Source organism: Myroides phaeus (assembly GCF_009799805.1).
Taxonomy (GTDB): domain Bacteria; phylum Bacteroidota; class Bacteroidia; order Flavobacteriales; family Flavobacteriaceae; genus Flavobacterium; species Flavobacterium phaeum_A.
This window is the reverse complement of record NZ_CP047050.1, coordinates 1,024,334-1,039,452: the sequence shown is the minus strand read 5'-3', so window position 1 is coordinate 1,039,452 and position 15,119 is coordinate 1,024,334. Positions and strand designations below refer to the sequence as shown.

10 protein-coding genes, 3 tRNA genes and 1 rRNA gene are annotated in these 15,119 nt (G+C 34.7%); 8 read left to right on the top strand and 6 right to left on the bottom strand.

The genetic code is table 11. The annotated features are described in order from the left end of the window. Positions 1-35 precede the first annotated feature (35 nt). The 5 genes from GQS07_RS04740 to rseP form a co-directional block, all read right to left on the bottom strand. Positions 36-109 (bottom strand) — tRNA-Ala (locus GQS07_RS04740). Between the two features lie 88 nt (positions 110-197). Further along, positions 198-271: transfer RNA gene (locus tag GQS07_RS04735), tRNA-Ile, on the bottom strand. Positions 272-341: 70 nt separating this feature from the next. Beyond that, positions 342-1,859, bottom strand: a 16S ribosomal RNA gene (locus tag GQS07_RS04730). A gap of 1,329 nt (positions 1,860-3,188) precedes the next feature. Beyond that, a tRNA-Asn gene (locus tag GQS07_RS04725) sits at positions 3,189-3,262 on the bottom strand. 86 nt (positions 3,263-3,348) lie between these two features. Then, positions 3,349-4,695: an RIP metalloprotease RseP gene (gene rseP / locus GQS07_RS04720; protein ID WP_158209839.1), complete on the bottom strand. Its 1,347-nt coding sequence runs from the start codon at positions 4,693-4,695 to the stop codon at positions 3,349-3,351. Positions 4,696-4,964: 269 nt separating this feature from the next. On the opposite strand from rseP, the gene serS reads away from it, so the two are divergent. The 5 genes from serS to GQS07_RS04695 all read left to right on the top strand — a co-directional run bounded on the left by serS (position 4,965) and on the right by GQS07_RS04695 (position 9,767). Next, complete coding sequence (gene serS / locus GQS07_RS04715) at positions 4,965-6,236, top strand: serine--tRNA ligase (RefSeq protein ID WP_158209838.1); 1,272 nt, start codon at positions 4,965-4,967, stop codon at positions 6,234-6,236. A 106-nt stretch (positions 6,237-6,342) separates the two neighbouring features. Beyond that, positions 6,343-6,654 (top strand): DUF4286 family protein, encoded by a 312-nt coding sequence (locus GQS07_RS04710; protein WP_158209837.1) that lies wholly within the window; start codon positions 6,343-6,345, stop codon positions 6,652-6,654. A gap of 10 nt (positions 6,655-6,664) precedes the next feature. After that, on the top strand, positions 6,665-7,444 hold the full coding sequence (rsmA, locus tag GQS07_RS04705) for a 16S rRNA (adenine(1518)-N(6)/adenine(1519)-N(6))-dimethyltransferase RsmA (protein WP_158209836.1): 780 nt from the start codon (positions 6,665-6,667) through the stop codon (positions 7,442-7,444). Beyond that, positions 7,434-8,786: a magnesium transporter gene (gene mgtE, locus GQS07_RS04700; protein WP_158209835.1), complete on the top strand. Its 1,353-nt coding sequence runs from the start codon at positions 7,434-7,436 to the stop codon at positions 8,784-8,786. The genes rsmA and mgtE overlap by 11 nt, the downstream gene beginning before the upstream one ends. 33 nt (positions 8,787-8,819) lie before the next feature. Further along, on the top strand, positions 8,820-9,767 hold the full coding sequence (locus tag GQS07_RS04695; RefSeq protein WP_158209834.1) for a 2-hydroxyacid dehydrogenase: 948 nt from the start codon (positions 8,820-8,822) through the stop codon (positions 9,765-9,767). A 119-nt stretch (positions 9,768-9,886) separates the two neighbouring features. Here GQS07_RS04695 and GQS07_RS04690 read toward each other — a convergent pair whose 3' ends face one another. After that, complete coding sequence (locus tag GQS07_RS04690; protein WP_158209833.1) at positions 9,887-11,713, bottom strand: GNAT family N-acyltransferase; 1,827 nt, start codon at positions 11,711-11,713, stop codon at positions 9,887-9,889. Between the two features lie 190 nt (positions 11,714-11,903). Here GQS07_RS04690 and GQS07_RS04685 point away from each other — a divergent pair, with 190 nt between their 5' ends. From GQS07_RS04685 to GQS07_RS04675, 3 genes are all read left to right on the top strand, one after another. Beyond that, positions 11,904-12,668 carry an exodeoxyribonuclease III gene (locus GQS07_RS04685; RefSeq protein ID WP_158209832.1) on the top strand — a complete coding sequence of 255 codons (765 nt, stop codon included), beginning with the start codon at positions 11,904-11,906 and terminating at the stop codon, positions 12,666-12,668. 25 nt (positions 12,669-12,693) lie between these two features. After that, complete coding sequence (locus tag GQS07_RS04680) at positions 12,694-13,599, top strand: flagellar motor protein MotB (protein WP_158209831.1); 906 nt, start codon at positions 12,694-12,696, stop codon at positions 13,597-13,599. 180 nt (positions 13,600-13,779) lie between these two features. Then, positions 13,780-15,111 (top strand): mechanosensitive ion channel family protein, encoded by a 1,332-nt coding sequence (locus GQS07_RS04675; RefSeq protein ID WP_158209830.1) that lies wholly within the window; start codon positions 13,780-13,782, stop codon positions 15,109-15,111. The last annotated feature ends 8 nt before the right edge of the window (positions 15,112-15,119 follow it).

Genomic DNA, 15,119 nt, shown 5'->3' with positions numbered 1-15,119 from the left:
AATATGTCAATGATCGTTTTGAACTTGCGTTCTTGTGGAGAATATCGGAGTCGAACCGATGACCTCCTGCGTGCAAGGCAGGCGCTCTAGCCAGCTGAGCTAATCCCCCATAGATATAGATATTTGTGTTATCTGCTTCCATTGGGTTGTGGATAACGCAACCTCTATAATTTCCTTTTAAACCCTTAATGTATTAGTAGTCCCGGGCAGACTCGAACTGCCGACCCCTACATTATCAGTGTAGTACTCTAACCAGCTGAGCTACGAGACTCTGTATACTTAAGTGTTGTTTTTTGAACTAACAGCGAGAGTAAAGTATTAATTACTAATTTTTTCTCTAGAAAGGAGGTGTTCCAGCCGCACCTTCCGGTACGGCTACCTTGTTACGACTTAGCCCTAGTTACCAGTTTTACCCTAGGCAGCTCCTTGCGGTCACCGACTTCAGGTACCCCCAGCTTCCATGGCTTGACGGGCGGTGTGTACAAGGCCCGGGAACGTATTCACCGGATCATGGCTGATATCCGATTACTAGCGATTCCAGCTTCATGGAGTCGAGTTGCAGACTCCAATCCGAACTGTGATCAGCTTTTGAGATTCGCATCCTGTCGCCAGGTAGCTGCTTTCTGTACTGACCATTGTAGCACGTGTGTAGCCCAGGACGTAAGGGCCGTGATGATTTGACGTCATCCCCACCTTCCTCACGGTTTGCACCGGCAGTCTTGCTAGAGTTCCCGACATTACTCGCTGGTAACTAACAATAGGGGTTGCGCTCGTTATAGGACTTAACCTGACACCTCACGGCACGAGCTGACGACAACCATGCAGCACCTTGTAAATTGTCCGAAGAAAAGTCTGTTTCCAAACCTGTCAATCTACATTTAAGCCCTGGTAAGGTTCCTCGCGTATCATCGAATTAAACCACATGCTCCACCGCTTGTGCGGGCCCCCGTCAATTCCTTTGAGTTTCATTCTTGCGAACGTACTCCCCAGGTGGGATACTTATCACTTTCGCTTAGCCACTCAGTCCGAAAACCGAACAGCTAGTATCCATCGTTTACGGCGTGGACTACCAGGGTATCTAATCCTGTTCGCTCCCCACGCTTTCGTTCATCAGCGTCAATAAGTACGTAGTAACCTGCCTTCGCAATTGGTATTCCATGTAATATCTAAGCATTTCACCGCTACACTACATATTCTAGTTACTTCCATACTATTCAAGTCAAACAGTATCAATGGCCGGGTCTTAGTTAAGCTAAGAAATTTCACCACTGACTTATCCAACCGCCTACGAACCCTTTAAACCCAATAATTCCGGATAACGCTCGGATCCTCCGTATTACCGCGGCTGCTGGCACGGAGTTAGCCGATCCTTATTCTTACAGTACCGTCAAATCACTACACGTAGCGAGGTTTCTTCCTGTACAAAAGCAGTTTACAATCCATAGGACCGTCATCCTGCACGCGGCATGGCTGGTTCAGAGTTGCCTCCATTGACCAATATTCCTCACTGCTGCCTCCCGTAGGAGTCTGGTCCGTGTCTCAGTACCAGTGTGGGGGATCTCCCTCTCAGGACCCCTAATCATCGTTGCCTTGGTATGCCGTTACCACACCAACTAGCTAATGATACGCATGCCCATCTTCTACCGATAAATCTTTATTAATCAAATGATGCCATCCAATTAAACCATGGAGCATTAATCCGAATTTCTTCGGGCTATTCCCCTGTAGAAGGTAGGTTGCATACGCGTTACTCACCCGTGCGCCGGTCTCTAAATAGCAAGCCATCTATACCCCTCGACTTGCATGTGTTAGGCCTGCCGCTAGCGTTCATCCTGAGCCAGGATCAAACTCTTCATCGTATATTTTTAATTTCGTTAATTAGCAAGTTAATTCAAATGTAAACATTTGCCTTACTCTCTTATTTTTTGCTGTCAATCCAATATGTCTATGAACGTGTCTTCTTAATTATAACCTCACTTGTGTTTCAAAGCGAGTGCAAAAGTAAATAACTTTTTTGATTTAGCAAAACTTTTTTGAAATAAATTTCAATTTGTTTTTATCGCTAAACCACCGTATTTACTGAAGCGGACTGCAAAGATACAACCTTATTTTTTACTTATCCAAATTTAATTTCTTATTTTTTTCAAAGCGAAATAACGTTACTTTTCTATCTTTACTCCTTCACTATTTGTGTATGATCGTCTGCTGTAATGCGGATGCAAAAGTAGCATCTTTTTCGCTATTTCCAAACTTCAAAACACATTTTTTGAAAGGTTTTTTATAACGTGTTGTTATGTTGCTTCTTACCTCTGAAAGTTTTTTTTACTTTTTGTTTTTATCGGTTCAAATAGGCCTGGACTTCTTTATTAAAGTTATTCCTCATTATATATATGCATTCTTATTACTCTCCTTATATATAGTACAAAATTAGTTATATCACTTCTATACGTGTTGTAAAGCGGTTACTTTGACATCATTTACTATCAAATGACATCATATGCACTATAAACGCTGTCCCACTTTTTTCTATATTTAATATACTGATTTTCACAATCAATACATTATCTTAAATGAAGATTGTTCGGAGATACACCAGAGATAAGTCGTAGATACCTCGCCTAAAGGCCTTTTTCGCGAACCATCTACGGCTTATCTACGAGCTATCTACGACTAAGCACCACGCTAAACTATTATAAAACAGTCTGAAACCCAGTATTTACAAGCTATTCAGAGTGTAAATCTTGTAAAAGAGCTCTTATTAGAACTTCGTAAAAACCTTTTTCATTACTAATAATCACCATACTATTAGCTATTTGTACTACTTACCATCACAAAACCAAGCAGAGGTCCTGTACTAACGCCAAACAAAAAAGCATTAACATTCAAACCAGGCATATATTCTCAAAAAAAGCTCTCTATTTACAAATAGACAGAAACAATTTCACAACCACATTTAACTTCACACCCCGAAAGATTGAAGTTACTCACCACCTATACATAAGTCAAGCATTCCATAATTACTAAAAATAAAAACAGAAACTATTTAAAAAACGAAAAGCGATACCATTGACTGATATCGCTTTTCAAATCCCCTTAAAAAGTAAATTGCTTTACTGTATTCTTGTTTTTAAAATTCTCTAACCTAACAAGGTTATAAGAAAAAAGCCAGTCTTGGACTGGCTTCTCTGCTCCCCCTCTTGGGCTCGAACCAAGGACCCTCTGATTAACAGTCAGATGCTCTAACCAACTGAGCTAAGGAGGAAGGTTATTTTCTACCTTTATTGCGATGCAAAGATATAATGTTTTTCTAATCTTGCAAACACAAACACCTTTTTTTTTATTTTTTTATTACTTCACAAATATTGCCTTATAAATATCATTCCCATTAGCAAACAGAAGTAACCCTATAAGTATAAAGAAACCAACCATTTGCGCATTTTCTAAGAACTTATCACTTGGTTTTCTACCTGAAATCATTTCGTATAATAAAAATATTACGTGTCCACCATCAAGTGCAGGAATAGGTAATAAGTTCATCACTCCAAGCATAATTGACAACATAGCAGTAATGCTCCAGAAAACTTGCCAGCTCCATACTTGAGGGAAAATATCATAAATAGCCATAAAACCACCTAATCCTTTATAAGCACCTGTTTCAGGTTGAACAATTTTTTTCAATTGAGCAAAATAACTAACAACGCGATCCTTTCCATTTTGCAATCCGACAGGAATCGACTCAATCAACGAATACTTCTCTTGACTGATAGTATAAAGTCCTAATTTCTCCAAGTTATCCAAAGGCAATCCTCCAGCAAACATCACATTCAATTTACCCTCAGTATCAATATCTAAGTTAACTGCAACCTCTTTTCCATCTCTTTCAACAACAGCAGGAACAGTTTTTCCTTTATTCTCATCAAGAACCCCCATCACCATATCAACAAAAGGAGTATCAACACCATTAATACTTTTCACGACATCCTTAGCGACTAACACCTTTTCATTAGCAGAATCTTCAGCAAGTCCCGTTACCACAAAAGGAATACGAAGAGCAACAAAGCCCATTCCTTTACTTTGTGTAACCTGACCTAAAAAATCAGTAGGCAATGTAACAGTCTTATTCACACCTTCTCTCTCAATCTCGATAGAATGTCCTAATAAAACAGCCTCTGGTAAATCATTAAACTTAACAATCTCCTTACCATCCACAGCAAGTATTTTATCACCACTTTGTAATCCAGCATCCTTTAAAATAGGAGACTGTATCCATACCCCATTTTTAATATCTTTATTAGAAATAAAAAGTTCTCCATACGTATAAGCCATACCTATATATATAATGAAAGCAAGCACAAAGTTTACAAAAACACCACCTAACATTATTATTAATCTTTGCCAAGCCGGTTTAGATCGAAACTCCCAAGGCTGTGGTTCACTTTTCAGCTGTTCAGTATCCATACTTTCATCCACCATACCAGCAATTTTCACATAACCTCCAAGAGGCAGCCATCCAATACCATAAACTGTATCCCCAATTTTCTTTTTAAACAAGGAGAACTTTACATCGAAAAACAAGTAAAACTTCTCAACACGAGTTTTAAAAAGTTTAGCAGGAATAAAGTGACCTAACTCATGCAAAATAATTAATAGCGACAAGCTCAATAAGAATTGAGATAATTTAATAAGTATATCCATTTCGTTTTATTACAATCTTATAAATAAGGAACAAAAATAACTGATTACTTTCAGTATTTCACTTTTTTTTTAAACAAGGAGTCTATTTCCCCTATTCTTCACATGAAAAAACAAATTTCAATCCATAAAAACAACAACATATAGTCATTAAAAAGTAAATAACAGCTAATATCACATTCAAAAAAGAGAAAAATACAACCAACGAACAGAAAATAAGCTATAATAGAAAACTATTTTCTAACTTTGCTCTATCAATTAATATTTATAATATGTTACAGATAGCTTTTATTAGAGAAAATCAAGAGAAAGTGGTTAAAGGCTTAGCCAAAAGAAATCTTGATGTTGCAGATTTGCTAAACGAAGTGTTGGAATTAGATGAAAAAAGAAGAAGCACACAAGTTGAATTAGACAATGTATTAGCAGAATCTAACAAGCTATCCAAAAGCATCGGTGAGTTGATGAAAAGTGGTGAGAAAGCGAAAGCAGAAATCATTAAAGAGAAAACATCAAACTTACGTGAGCAAAGCAAACAATTAACTGAAGAATTAAACAATATTTCTGCAGACTTAACAGAGAAGTTATACACTTTACCTAACGTACCAGCAGACATTGTTCCTCCAGGAAAAGATGCAGACGATAACTTGAATGTATTCCAAGCAGGAGAAGTACCAACATTACATGAAGGCGCATTACCACACTGGGAATTAGCAAAAAAATACGATATTATCGATTTCGAATTAGGTAATAAAATTACTGGAGCAGGATTCCCTGTATATAAAGGTAAAGGAGCACGTTTACAAAGAGCGTTAATCTCTTACTTTTTAGACAAGAATACAGCAGCAGGATACAAAGAATACCAAGTACCTCATTTAATCAATGAGGCATCAGGATATGGAACAGGGCAATTGCCAGACAAAGAAGGGCAAATGTATCACTCTACAGTAGATGATTTATACTTAATCCCAACTGCAGAAGTTCCTGTAACAAACATCTTCCGTGATGTAATCTTACAAGAAAGCGAATTACCAATTCAATGTACAGCATACACACCATGTTTCCGTAGAGAAGCAGGTTCATATGGAGCACACGTTAGAGGTTTAAACCGTTTACACCAATTTGACAAAGTAGAGATTGTAAGAATTGAACGTCCAGAGAATTCATATATCGCATTAGACGGAATGGTTGAGCACGTTAAAGGAATTTTAGACGAATTAAAATTACCATACAGAATCTTAAGATTATGTGGTGGAGATATGGGATTCACTTCTTCATTAACATATGACTTTGAAGTATTCTCTACAGCACAAGACAGATGGTTAGAGATTAGTTCAGTTTCAAACTTTGAGACATTCCAAGCTAACAGATTAAAATTACGTTTTAAAGACAAAGAAGGTAAAAATCAATTAGCACATACATTAAACGGAAGCTCATTAGCTTTACCACGTGTATTAGCAGGAATACTTGAAAACTATCAAACACCAGAAGGAATTGTAATACCAGAAGCATTACGTCCTTATACAGGATTTGATATTATCGACTAAATAAAACAAATACAATAACTAAAAAAGCACCAAATCCGAAAAAAGACATTTGGTGCTTTTTTTATCTTTGCACAGCAAATCTTTACTTAATTCAAAACGAAGAGCGATGATTATATACAATGTTACGGTTAACATACACGAGAGTGCCCATGATACATGGATGAAATGGATTAACAACACTTATATACCAGGAATACTTGCAACAGGCAAATTTGACAAAGCAAGAATGGTAAAAGTCTTGATTGAAGAAGAAATGGGAGGACAAACATACTCTCTTCAATTTGAAACCCAAAGTAAAGAACTATTAGAACAGTTTTACAAAGAAGACTTTGATCGCTTTGAAAATGAGTCAAGAAAGTTATTTGGTGAGTTAATGCTTACCTTTAAAACAGAATTAGAATTAATCCGTGAATATTAACAACAAGTAGATGGATAAAGTAAGAGCAAAAAAACACTTAGGTCAACATTTTTTAACAGACGAAAGTGTAGCTAAACGCATAGCAGATACGTTAACCTTAGAAGGATATAAGAAAGTATTAGAAATCGGTCCAGGAATGGGAGTATTAACAAAATACATCTTAGACAAGCCTACAGAAACCTTTGTTGTTGAAATTGACACAGAATCAGTAGACTATTTACACCAACATTATCCGAAATTAAGAGACCACATTTTCGCACAAGATTTTTTAAAGTTCGATATAACAACTGCATTCAAACAAGAGCCTTTTGCAGTAATTGGAAACTTCCCTTACAATATATCAACTCAAATTGTATTTAGAGCCTTAGAGTTACGCGATTACGTTCCAGAATTTTCAGGTATGTTCCAAAAAGAAGTAGCTGAAAGAATCTGTGAGAAAAAAGGAAGCAAAGCCTACGGAATTTTATCTGTGTTAACCCAAGCGTTCTATGAAGTAGAGTATTTATTTACTGTTTCAGAACACGTATTCAATCCACCACCAAAAGTTAAGTCAGGTGTGATGCGTATGAGACGTAAAGAGAACTACAGCTTACCATGTAACGAAAAGCTATTTTTCAACGTAGTAAAAACAGCCTTCAATCAAAGAAGAAAAACATTAAGAAACAGTCTAAAGAGTTTCAATTTACCTGAAGAGATCAGAGAACAAGAGATATTCAACCTAAGACCAGAGCAATTAGGTTACGAACAATTTATAGAAATTACACAAAAAATAGAAGCCAATGGAGTTTAAAATCAGTAAAGAATCTATCCAACAATTTGAAGATTTAATTGCTGATAATAATGAAAAGGAGCTTCTTCATATCCTAAAAGATATTCACTATGCAGATATAGCAGAAATAATGAATGAGCTTTCTACTGAGGAAGCCATTTATATTTTTGACATTTTAGACAGTGAAGTAACTGCAGAGATATTATTAGAATTAGATGAAGACGTACGTGAAAAGATATTAAAATCCCTTTCACCAAAAGAAATTGCAGAAGAATTAGACGAATTAGACACAGATGACGCTGCAGATATTATTTCAGAATTATCAGAAGATAGAAAAGAAGAAGTTCTTTCCGAGTTAGAAGATTTAGAACACGCAAAAGACATTGTAGAGTTATTACGCTACGATGAAGATACAGCAGGAGGATTAATGGCCAAAGAGTTTGTATCTGTAAATGAAAACTGGTCAGTTCTAACTTGTGTAAAAGAAATGCGTAAACAAGCAGAACATGTTTCACGCGTACACTCTATTTATGTATTAGATAATGAAGGGCGTTTAAAAGGACGTTTATCATTAAAAGATTTACTTACTACATCAACAACCACACATATTAGTGATGTCTATATTAGAAATGTAGATTCTGTAAAAGTAGACACAAAAGATGTTGAAGTAGCACGTATTATGCAAAAATATGACTTAGAAGCCATACCCGTAGTAGATGAAATGGGTCGTTTAGTAGGTCGTATTACCATAGATGATATTGTTGACGTAATCAAAGAAGAGGCAGATAAAGATTACCAATTAGCTGCAGGTATCTCACAAGACGTAGAAGCAAACGATAGTATTCTAACCCTTACACGAGCACGATTACCTTGGTTAATCTTAGCTATGATCGGAGGATTTGTAGCTGTAAATGTATCCCGAAGCTTTGAAGGAGCGATGGAGAAATTTGGTGTACTATTCTTTTTCACTCCATTAATTGCAGCAATGGCAGGAAACGTAGGAGTTCAATCCTCTGCAATTATAGTACAAGGATTAGCAAATAACAGTATTACAGGTTCAATTTGGAAACGTCTTGGAAAAGAAGTTACTTTAAGTTTACTAAATGGGTTTTTACTTGCTATACTTATGATGATTGGTAGTCACTTCTTATTAGGAGTAGATTATATAATAGGTATTACAGTTTCAATAGCCCTAATTAGTGTTATTATAATCGCAAGTTTAATCGGAACGTTTGTTCCCATTTTCTTAAACAAATACGGTATTGACCCCGCTTTAGCGACAGGTCCATTTATCACAACCAGCAATGATATCTTTGGAATTTTAATTTACTTTTCAATAGCAAAAGCTATATTAGGTTTCTAAAATCTCTAAACAATATCCACAAAATCTAATCAAATGAATACAAGAAAAGTTTTACATATTGACAGTAACCACCCGTTAATGATAGAGCAATTAGCTCAAATGGGATATGAAAATGTAGAAAACTATACTTCTACAAAAGAAGAAATAGAACAAACTATTTCCGAATATGAAGGTGTAATCATTAGAAGTAGGTTTAAAATAGACAAAACCTTTTTAGACTCTGCCACTAATTTAAAATTTATTGGTCGTGTTGGTGCAGGATTAGAAAACATTGAGTGCGACTATGCTACTACAAAAGGAATAGCACTAATTGCTGCTCCGGAAGGAAATAGAACAGCCGTTGGAGAACACGCTTTAGGTATGTTGCTAACCTTAATGAACAAACTAAACTTGGTAGACCAAGAAGTTAGAGAAGGAATTTGGATAAGAGAAGGCAATCGTGGGTATGAAATTGAAGGAAAAACAGTAGGAATTATAGGTTATGGAAATATGGGAAATGCTTTTGCAAAACGCCTACAAGGCTTTGACTGTAAAGTTATTTTCTATGACATCAAAGAAGGCTTAGAAAATCAATTTGCAAAACAAGTAACTTTAGAAGAACTACAAGAACAAGTAGATATTCTAAGTTTACACACCCCACAAACACCAGAGACAATGAATATGATTGATGAACAATTCATCAACCGTTTAAAAAAACCAATCTGGTTTGTCAATACTGCACGAGGTAAGTCTGTAAATACAGCAGCATTAGTCAATGCCCTTAAACAAGGAAAAGTATTAGGAGCCGCATTAGATGTTTTAGAATATGAAAAATCATCTTTCGAAAATATGTTTAGTGACAATACACTTCCTGAACCAATGCAGTACTTAGTACAAGCTAAAAATGTATTACTATCACCTCATATTGCAGGTTGGACTATTGAAAGCAAAGAAAAATTAGCACAAGTAATCATTGACAAAATAAAATTACTAAACAACTAATGTCACCCCTATAAAACAATATCGCTTTACGCACTATAAAATTAGGTAACACATTAAAATACAAAAAGAGGGATTATCAAATTGATAATCCCTCTTTTTGTATTTATAGTTCCGTCAGATTACTCTTCCGTTTTATTATTCTCTTCCTGAATTTTCTTTTCCAATTCAGCAGCAAACTCCTCCATTACAGGTTTAACAGTGCTCTCTGGTAAATCAGCAATTTTAATATACATTAATCCATCAATTGCATTATTAAACAAAGGGTCCACATTAAACGCAACTACCTTAGCATTTTGTTTAATATATTTTTTAATCAAAACAGGTAACCTCAATTTTCCAGGCTCAACATCTTCAATGATTTTATCAAATTTATTCAAATCCGAATCCGTTTCACTAAAGATTAAATCCTTTTCACTATCCTTTAAGTTCACTTTATACTCCATTTTAGGAGTAATATATTGTGCAATATAAGGATCAAAATAATGAGAACGCATAAACTCAATCATCAATGACTTAGAGAAATCAGAAAACTGATTACTAATACTCACCCCACCAATCAAGTACTTATGCTCAGGAAAACGTAAAGTTGTATGTACAATTCCTTTCCACAATAAAAACAGAGGCATTGGCTTTTGCTGATACTCTTTTATAATAAAAGCCCTACCCATTTCAATAGACTGAGAAAGCATTGGATACAACTCAGACTCAAAACGGAATAACTCATTCAAATAAAAACCATTAATACCATGTTTTTTATAAATCTCAGACCCCAATCCCATACGATAAGCTCCACAAATTTCATTTGCATCATTATCCCATAAGAACATATGGTGATAATAGTTATCATATTGATCTAAATCTGATTCATTATTTGTTCCTTCACCAACTTGGCGGAAAGTTATTTCTCTTAATCGACCTATTTCCTGTAGAATACACGGGATTTTCTCAGATTTACACAAGAAAACCTCATAGTTTTTACTTTGGAGAAGACGAGAATCATTTTCTCTCAGTGCCTCAATTTCTTCTAAAATCTTTTCCTTTGGTTGTGGTTCAATAATATCCTTAACCACTTTCGGAAATTTAAAATTAAAAGATGGCACTTTAATTCTCTTTCTACTATCCTCATCCTTATAAGCATTCGATAATAAATACGTTTTAAAACGCAAGAAATTACCATAATCATTTAGATCATAATGCTCATTCTGTTCCTCAACAGAGATAGGACGTCCAATTCTAATCTTAATTACTCTATTCTTCTGAGTCAATAATTCAGAAGGCAACTTTGCAGTACGCAATGTTGGATTAATTTTCGATAAGAAATAGAATAATTTACTATTCGTTGCATGAAAGTAAATAGGCACAACAGGAACATTTGCCTTTTTAATTAATTTAATTGCCCCTTCTTCCCAAGGTTTATCAACAACAAGTCTATCATCTTGGTAAGTAGAAACCTCCCCAGCAGGGAAAATTCCTAAAGGCTTGCCATCACTAAGGTGGCGTAAAGTATCTTTTAACCCTACTACACTTGACTTTATATCCTTATTATTTTCAAAAGGATTGACAGGCATAATATAAGGTTTCAATGGTTCAATTCTATGCAATAAAAAGTTAGCAACAATCTTAAAATTAGGATCGTGCTCTTGCATTAATTTCAACAATAAAATACCATCAATACCACCCAATGGGTGATTTGATATCGTAATATAAGGCCCTTTTTTAGGCAATCTTTTTAGTTCATCTGGATCAATTTCAAATTCGATTTGAAACTCTTCTAAAATAGCATTTAAAAAATCAAGGTTTTCTAAATGCTTATTGCGGTCGTAAATTTTATTTAACGTTGTGATTTTCAGAGCCTTCATCAAAAGCCATCCTGAAAATGTGCCTAAAACACCATATTTATCTACGTTAATTGCCTTTGCTACTTCTTTCGCCGTTACTAACCCCATTAATATTCAAAATTAAGTAATACAAATATACTAAAAACTTCAGCTAATCTGTTTTATTTTAATAAAGACAACTTATAAAAAACAATAATGACTTTATAAAACATTTAAATCTCTGATTAAAACAAAGATAACTTATTAAACAACAAGATATATTTTTTCTATTTTTGACGATTCAAACAATCAATGGAACATGAAGATTATCTCATACAATGTAAATGGAATACGAGCAGCAATAAAAAAAGGATTTATTGACTGGATTCAAGAAGAAAATGCAGATGTAATTTGTTTACAAGAAATCAAAGCTAACGAAAGTCAAATACCAACAGAAGAATTAGCGGCGGCAGGTTACCCATACCAATATTATTTTTCAGCTCAAAAAGCAGGATATAGTGGAGTTGCGGTTTTGTGTAAAGAAAAACCGAACAATGTAGCCTACGGAACAGGTATTGAGTATATGGACTCAGAAGGTCGCAATCTACGCGTAGATTTTGATACCGTATCTGTTATGTCGTTATACTTACCTTCTGCCTCAAATATTGAACGTTTAGACTTTAAATATCAATATATGGATGACTTCTTTACTTATATAAATGAATTAAGAAAAGAACTTCCAAATCTTGTCATTTGTGGTGATTACAATATATGTCACGAAGCAATTGACATTCACGATCCTGTAAGAAATGCAAAAGTATCAGGATTCTTACCTGAAGAAAGAGCTTGGATAGGTAAATTTATAGAAAACGGATTCATTGATAGTTTCCGTATGTTCAACAAAGAACCACACAACTATAGTTGGTGGACATACAGAGCAAACGCAAGAAACAACAATAAAGGTTGGCGTATTGACTATAATATGGTATCTGCCCCCCTTGAAGATCGTATTACAGCTGCTCGCATCTTACCAGATGTAAAACACTCTGACCACTGCCCTATTGTTGTAGAGCTAAAGTCATAAACAACAAATAAAAACAAACTACAATATGATATTACGTAAAATCGCCCTAAGCATATTAGCTGTAACAATGCTTTCATCTTGTGTAACAAGAAGATTATACAACGAACTTGATGCTCAATATCAAGATGCATTAAAAGATAACGAGCGTTTAAGTTCAGACCTTGACTTGTTAAACACGTCAAATACAGACTTAGAACAAATCAAGAAACAATTAGCAGACCAGTTGCGTGAATTGCAACAAGAACGCAATAATCTAAATGCTGAAATTTCTGCAGCACAAAACAAGCTAAAAGATTTAGAAAACTCTTATTCTAATTTAGAAAAACACAGTGCTGAAACATTAAAAGCAGAAGCAGCAAGATTAGCAAGTGCTAAATCAGAATTAGAAGAAAAAGCAAAACGCGTTGCTGAATTAGAAAGTATCTTAGCAAATAATGACAAGCAGATGAGAGCTTTAAAAGATAATTTATCTAAAGCTTTAAATGCCTTTGAAGGACGTGGACTTACAATCGAACAAAAAAATGGTAAAGTTTACGTTTCTATGGAAAACAAGTTATTGTTTAAATCAGGTAGTTGGACAGTAAACAACGAAGGAAACGAAGCAGTAGTAGAATTAGGAAAAGTATTAGCTGACAATCCAGACATTACAGTTTTAATTGAAGGACATACCGATAACGACAAAATCTTAGGTAACTTAGGAGATGGTGTAACAACCAACTGGGATCTATCAACTAAAAGATCATTAGCTATTGTATCAATTCTTGAAAAAACAGCAGGAATAGACAAAAAGAACCTTACTGCAGCAGGAAGAAGCGAATTTGCACCTATTGCAGACAATAAAACAGCTGAAGGAAAAGCGAAAAACAGACGAATTGAAGTTATCTTAACTCCAAACTTAGATAAAATCAATGCAATGCTTAACCAAATATAAGCCTCAGCTATAAAATATCAGTAACAAAAAGGGATTAAGGAAACTTAGTCCCTTTTTTTTGTCTAATCTCAAAACATTTGCATTTTATTAGAAATAAAAACAGATAAAAACCATTAAACTTGCAATAGCGGTTTATAATGCTATATTATAATACCTTAATTACAAAAACTATTAACACGAATGAGTATACTTCACTTAGTACCCCATATAAATAACATTGTAGACCCTTCTGATTTTAATGGTCTATACAATTGGTTTTTTAATCTTTTAGACTTTCTGCAGTTATCTGAGTATGAAACTCACGTTGCTACAGCAGTGTTACTATTAGTAACCTTTACAATATGTATGCTTATTTTAGATTACATACTAAAAAACATATTCATTGTACTCGTAAAAAGTTTCGCTATAAAAAGCAAAACGAACTTTGACGATATATTGGTAGAGAACAAAGTATTTCACAATATCACCCATTTAATTCCGATTGCACTTGCAAAGATTCTATTCCCTATCTTTTTTAAAGGCTTTCCTAATTTAACGGGCTTTACCATCTCTCTAACTAATATATTAGTGGTGGTTGCTATAACATTCTTATTCCGTTCTGTTATACGCAGTATAAGAGATTACTCTAAAACAAAACCTAAATTAGCAGACAAGCCTGTCGATAGTTATTCTCAAGTAGCTACCATTGTAGTATATACCTTTGCATTCATCTTTATATTTTCGACAATAACCGGAGTTAAATTAGGTACTTTCTTTGCCTCATTAGGAGCCGCATCAGCCATTTTAATGTTGATTTTTAAAGATACTATAATGGGGTTTGTTGCCAGCATACAAGTATCTACCAATGATATGGTACGCGTAGGAGATTGGATTGAGATGGCGAAATTTGGAGCAGACGGAACAGTTTTAGAGATAAACTTAAGTACCGTAAAAGTTCAAAATTTTGATAAAACCATTACTACAATTCCAACCTATCTTTTAATCAGTGATTCATTTAAGAATTACCGAGGTATGCAAAACTCAGGAGGAAGAAGAATAAAACGTAGTATTAATATCAAAATGTCTTCAATTCGTTTTTTAGAAAAACACGAGATTGAGAATTTAAAAAAGATACAACTATTAGCACCTTATATTGAAGAACGTCAAAAAGAAATAGACGAATATAATGAGAAAACACAAGCAGACCAGTCGATGCCAGTCAATGGAAGAAAAATGACTAATATTGGACTTTTCAGAGCCTATGTATTGCGTTATGCGCAACAAAACCCAAACATTCACAAAGAGTTTTACTTAATGGTAAGGCATCTACAACCAACAGAACACGGATTACCATTAGAGTTGTATATGTTTACCAATAGTACATTATGGGTATTCTATGAAAATGTAATGGCAGACTTATTTGACCACGTATTAGCATCCGTTGATTACTTCCATTTAGAAATATTTGAACTCCCTTCATCCGATGATGTAAGGCAGTTTATCAGTAATAGTACTACTGAACAACATAAATAAACAAAAAA

What these genes read in the sequence shown, in the direction of transcription:
- GQS07_RS04685 (WP_158209832.1), top strand. Translation starts at nt 11,904, where the DNA reads ATGAAGATTATCTCATACAATGTAAATGGAATACGAGCAGCAATAAAA.
- serS (WP_158209838.1), top strand. Translation starts at nt 4,965, where the DNA reads ATGTTACAGATAGCTTTTATTAGAGAAAATCAAGAGAAAGTGGTTAAA.
- rsmA (WP_158209836.1), top strand. Translation starts at nt 6,665, where the DNA reads ATGGATAAAGTAAGAGCAAAAAAACACTTAGGTCAACATTTTTTAACA.
- rseP (WP_158209839.1), bottom strand. Translation starts at nt 4,695, where the DNA reads ATGGATATACTTATTAAATTATCTCAATTCTTATTGAGCTTGTCGCTA.
- GQS07_RS04680 (WP_158209831.1), top strand. Translation starts at nt 12,694, where the DNA reads ATGATATTACGTAAAATCGCCCTAAGCATATTAGCTGTAACAATGCTT.
- mgtE (WP_158209835.1), top strand. Translation starts at nt 7,434, where the DNA reads ATGGAGTTTAAAATCAGTAAAGAATCTATCCAACAATTTGAAGATTTA.
- GQS07_RS04710 (WP_158209837.1), top strand. Translation starts at nt 6,343, where the DNA reads ATGATTATATACAATGTTACGGTTAACATACACGAGAGTGCCCATGAT.
- GQS07_RS04695 (WP_158209834.1), top strand. Translation starts at nt 8,820, where the DNA reads ATGAATACAAGAAAAGTTTTACATATTGACAGTAACCACCCGTTAATG.
- GQS07_RS04675 (WP_158209830.1), top strand. Translation starts at nt 13,780, where the DNA reads ATGAGTATACTTCACTTAGTACCCCATATAAATAACATTGTAGACCCT.
- GQS07_RS04690 (WP_158209833.1), bottom strand. Translation starts at nt 11,713, where the DNA reads ATGGGGTTAGTAACGGCGAAAGAAGTAGCAAAGGCAATTAACGTAGAT.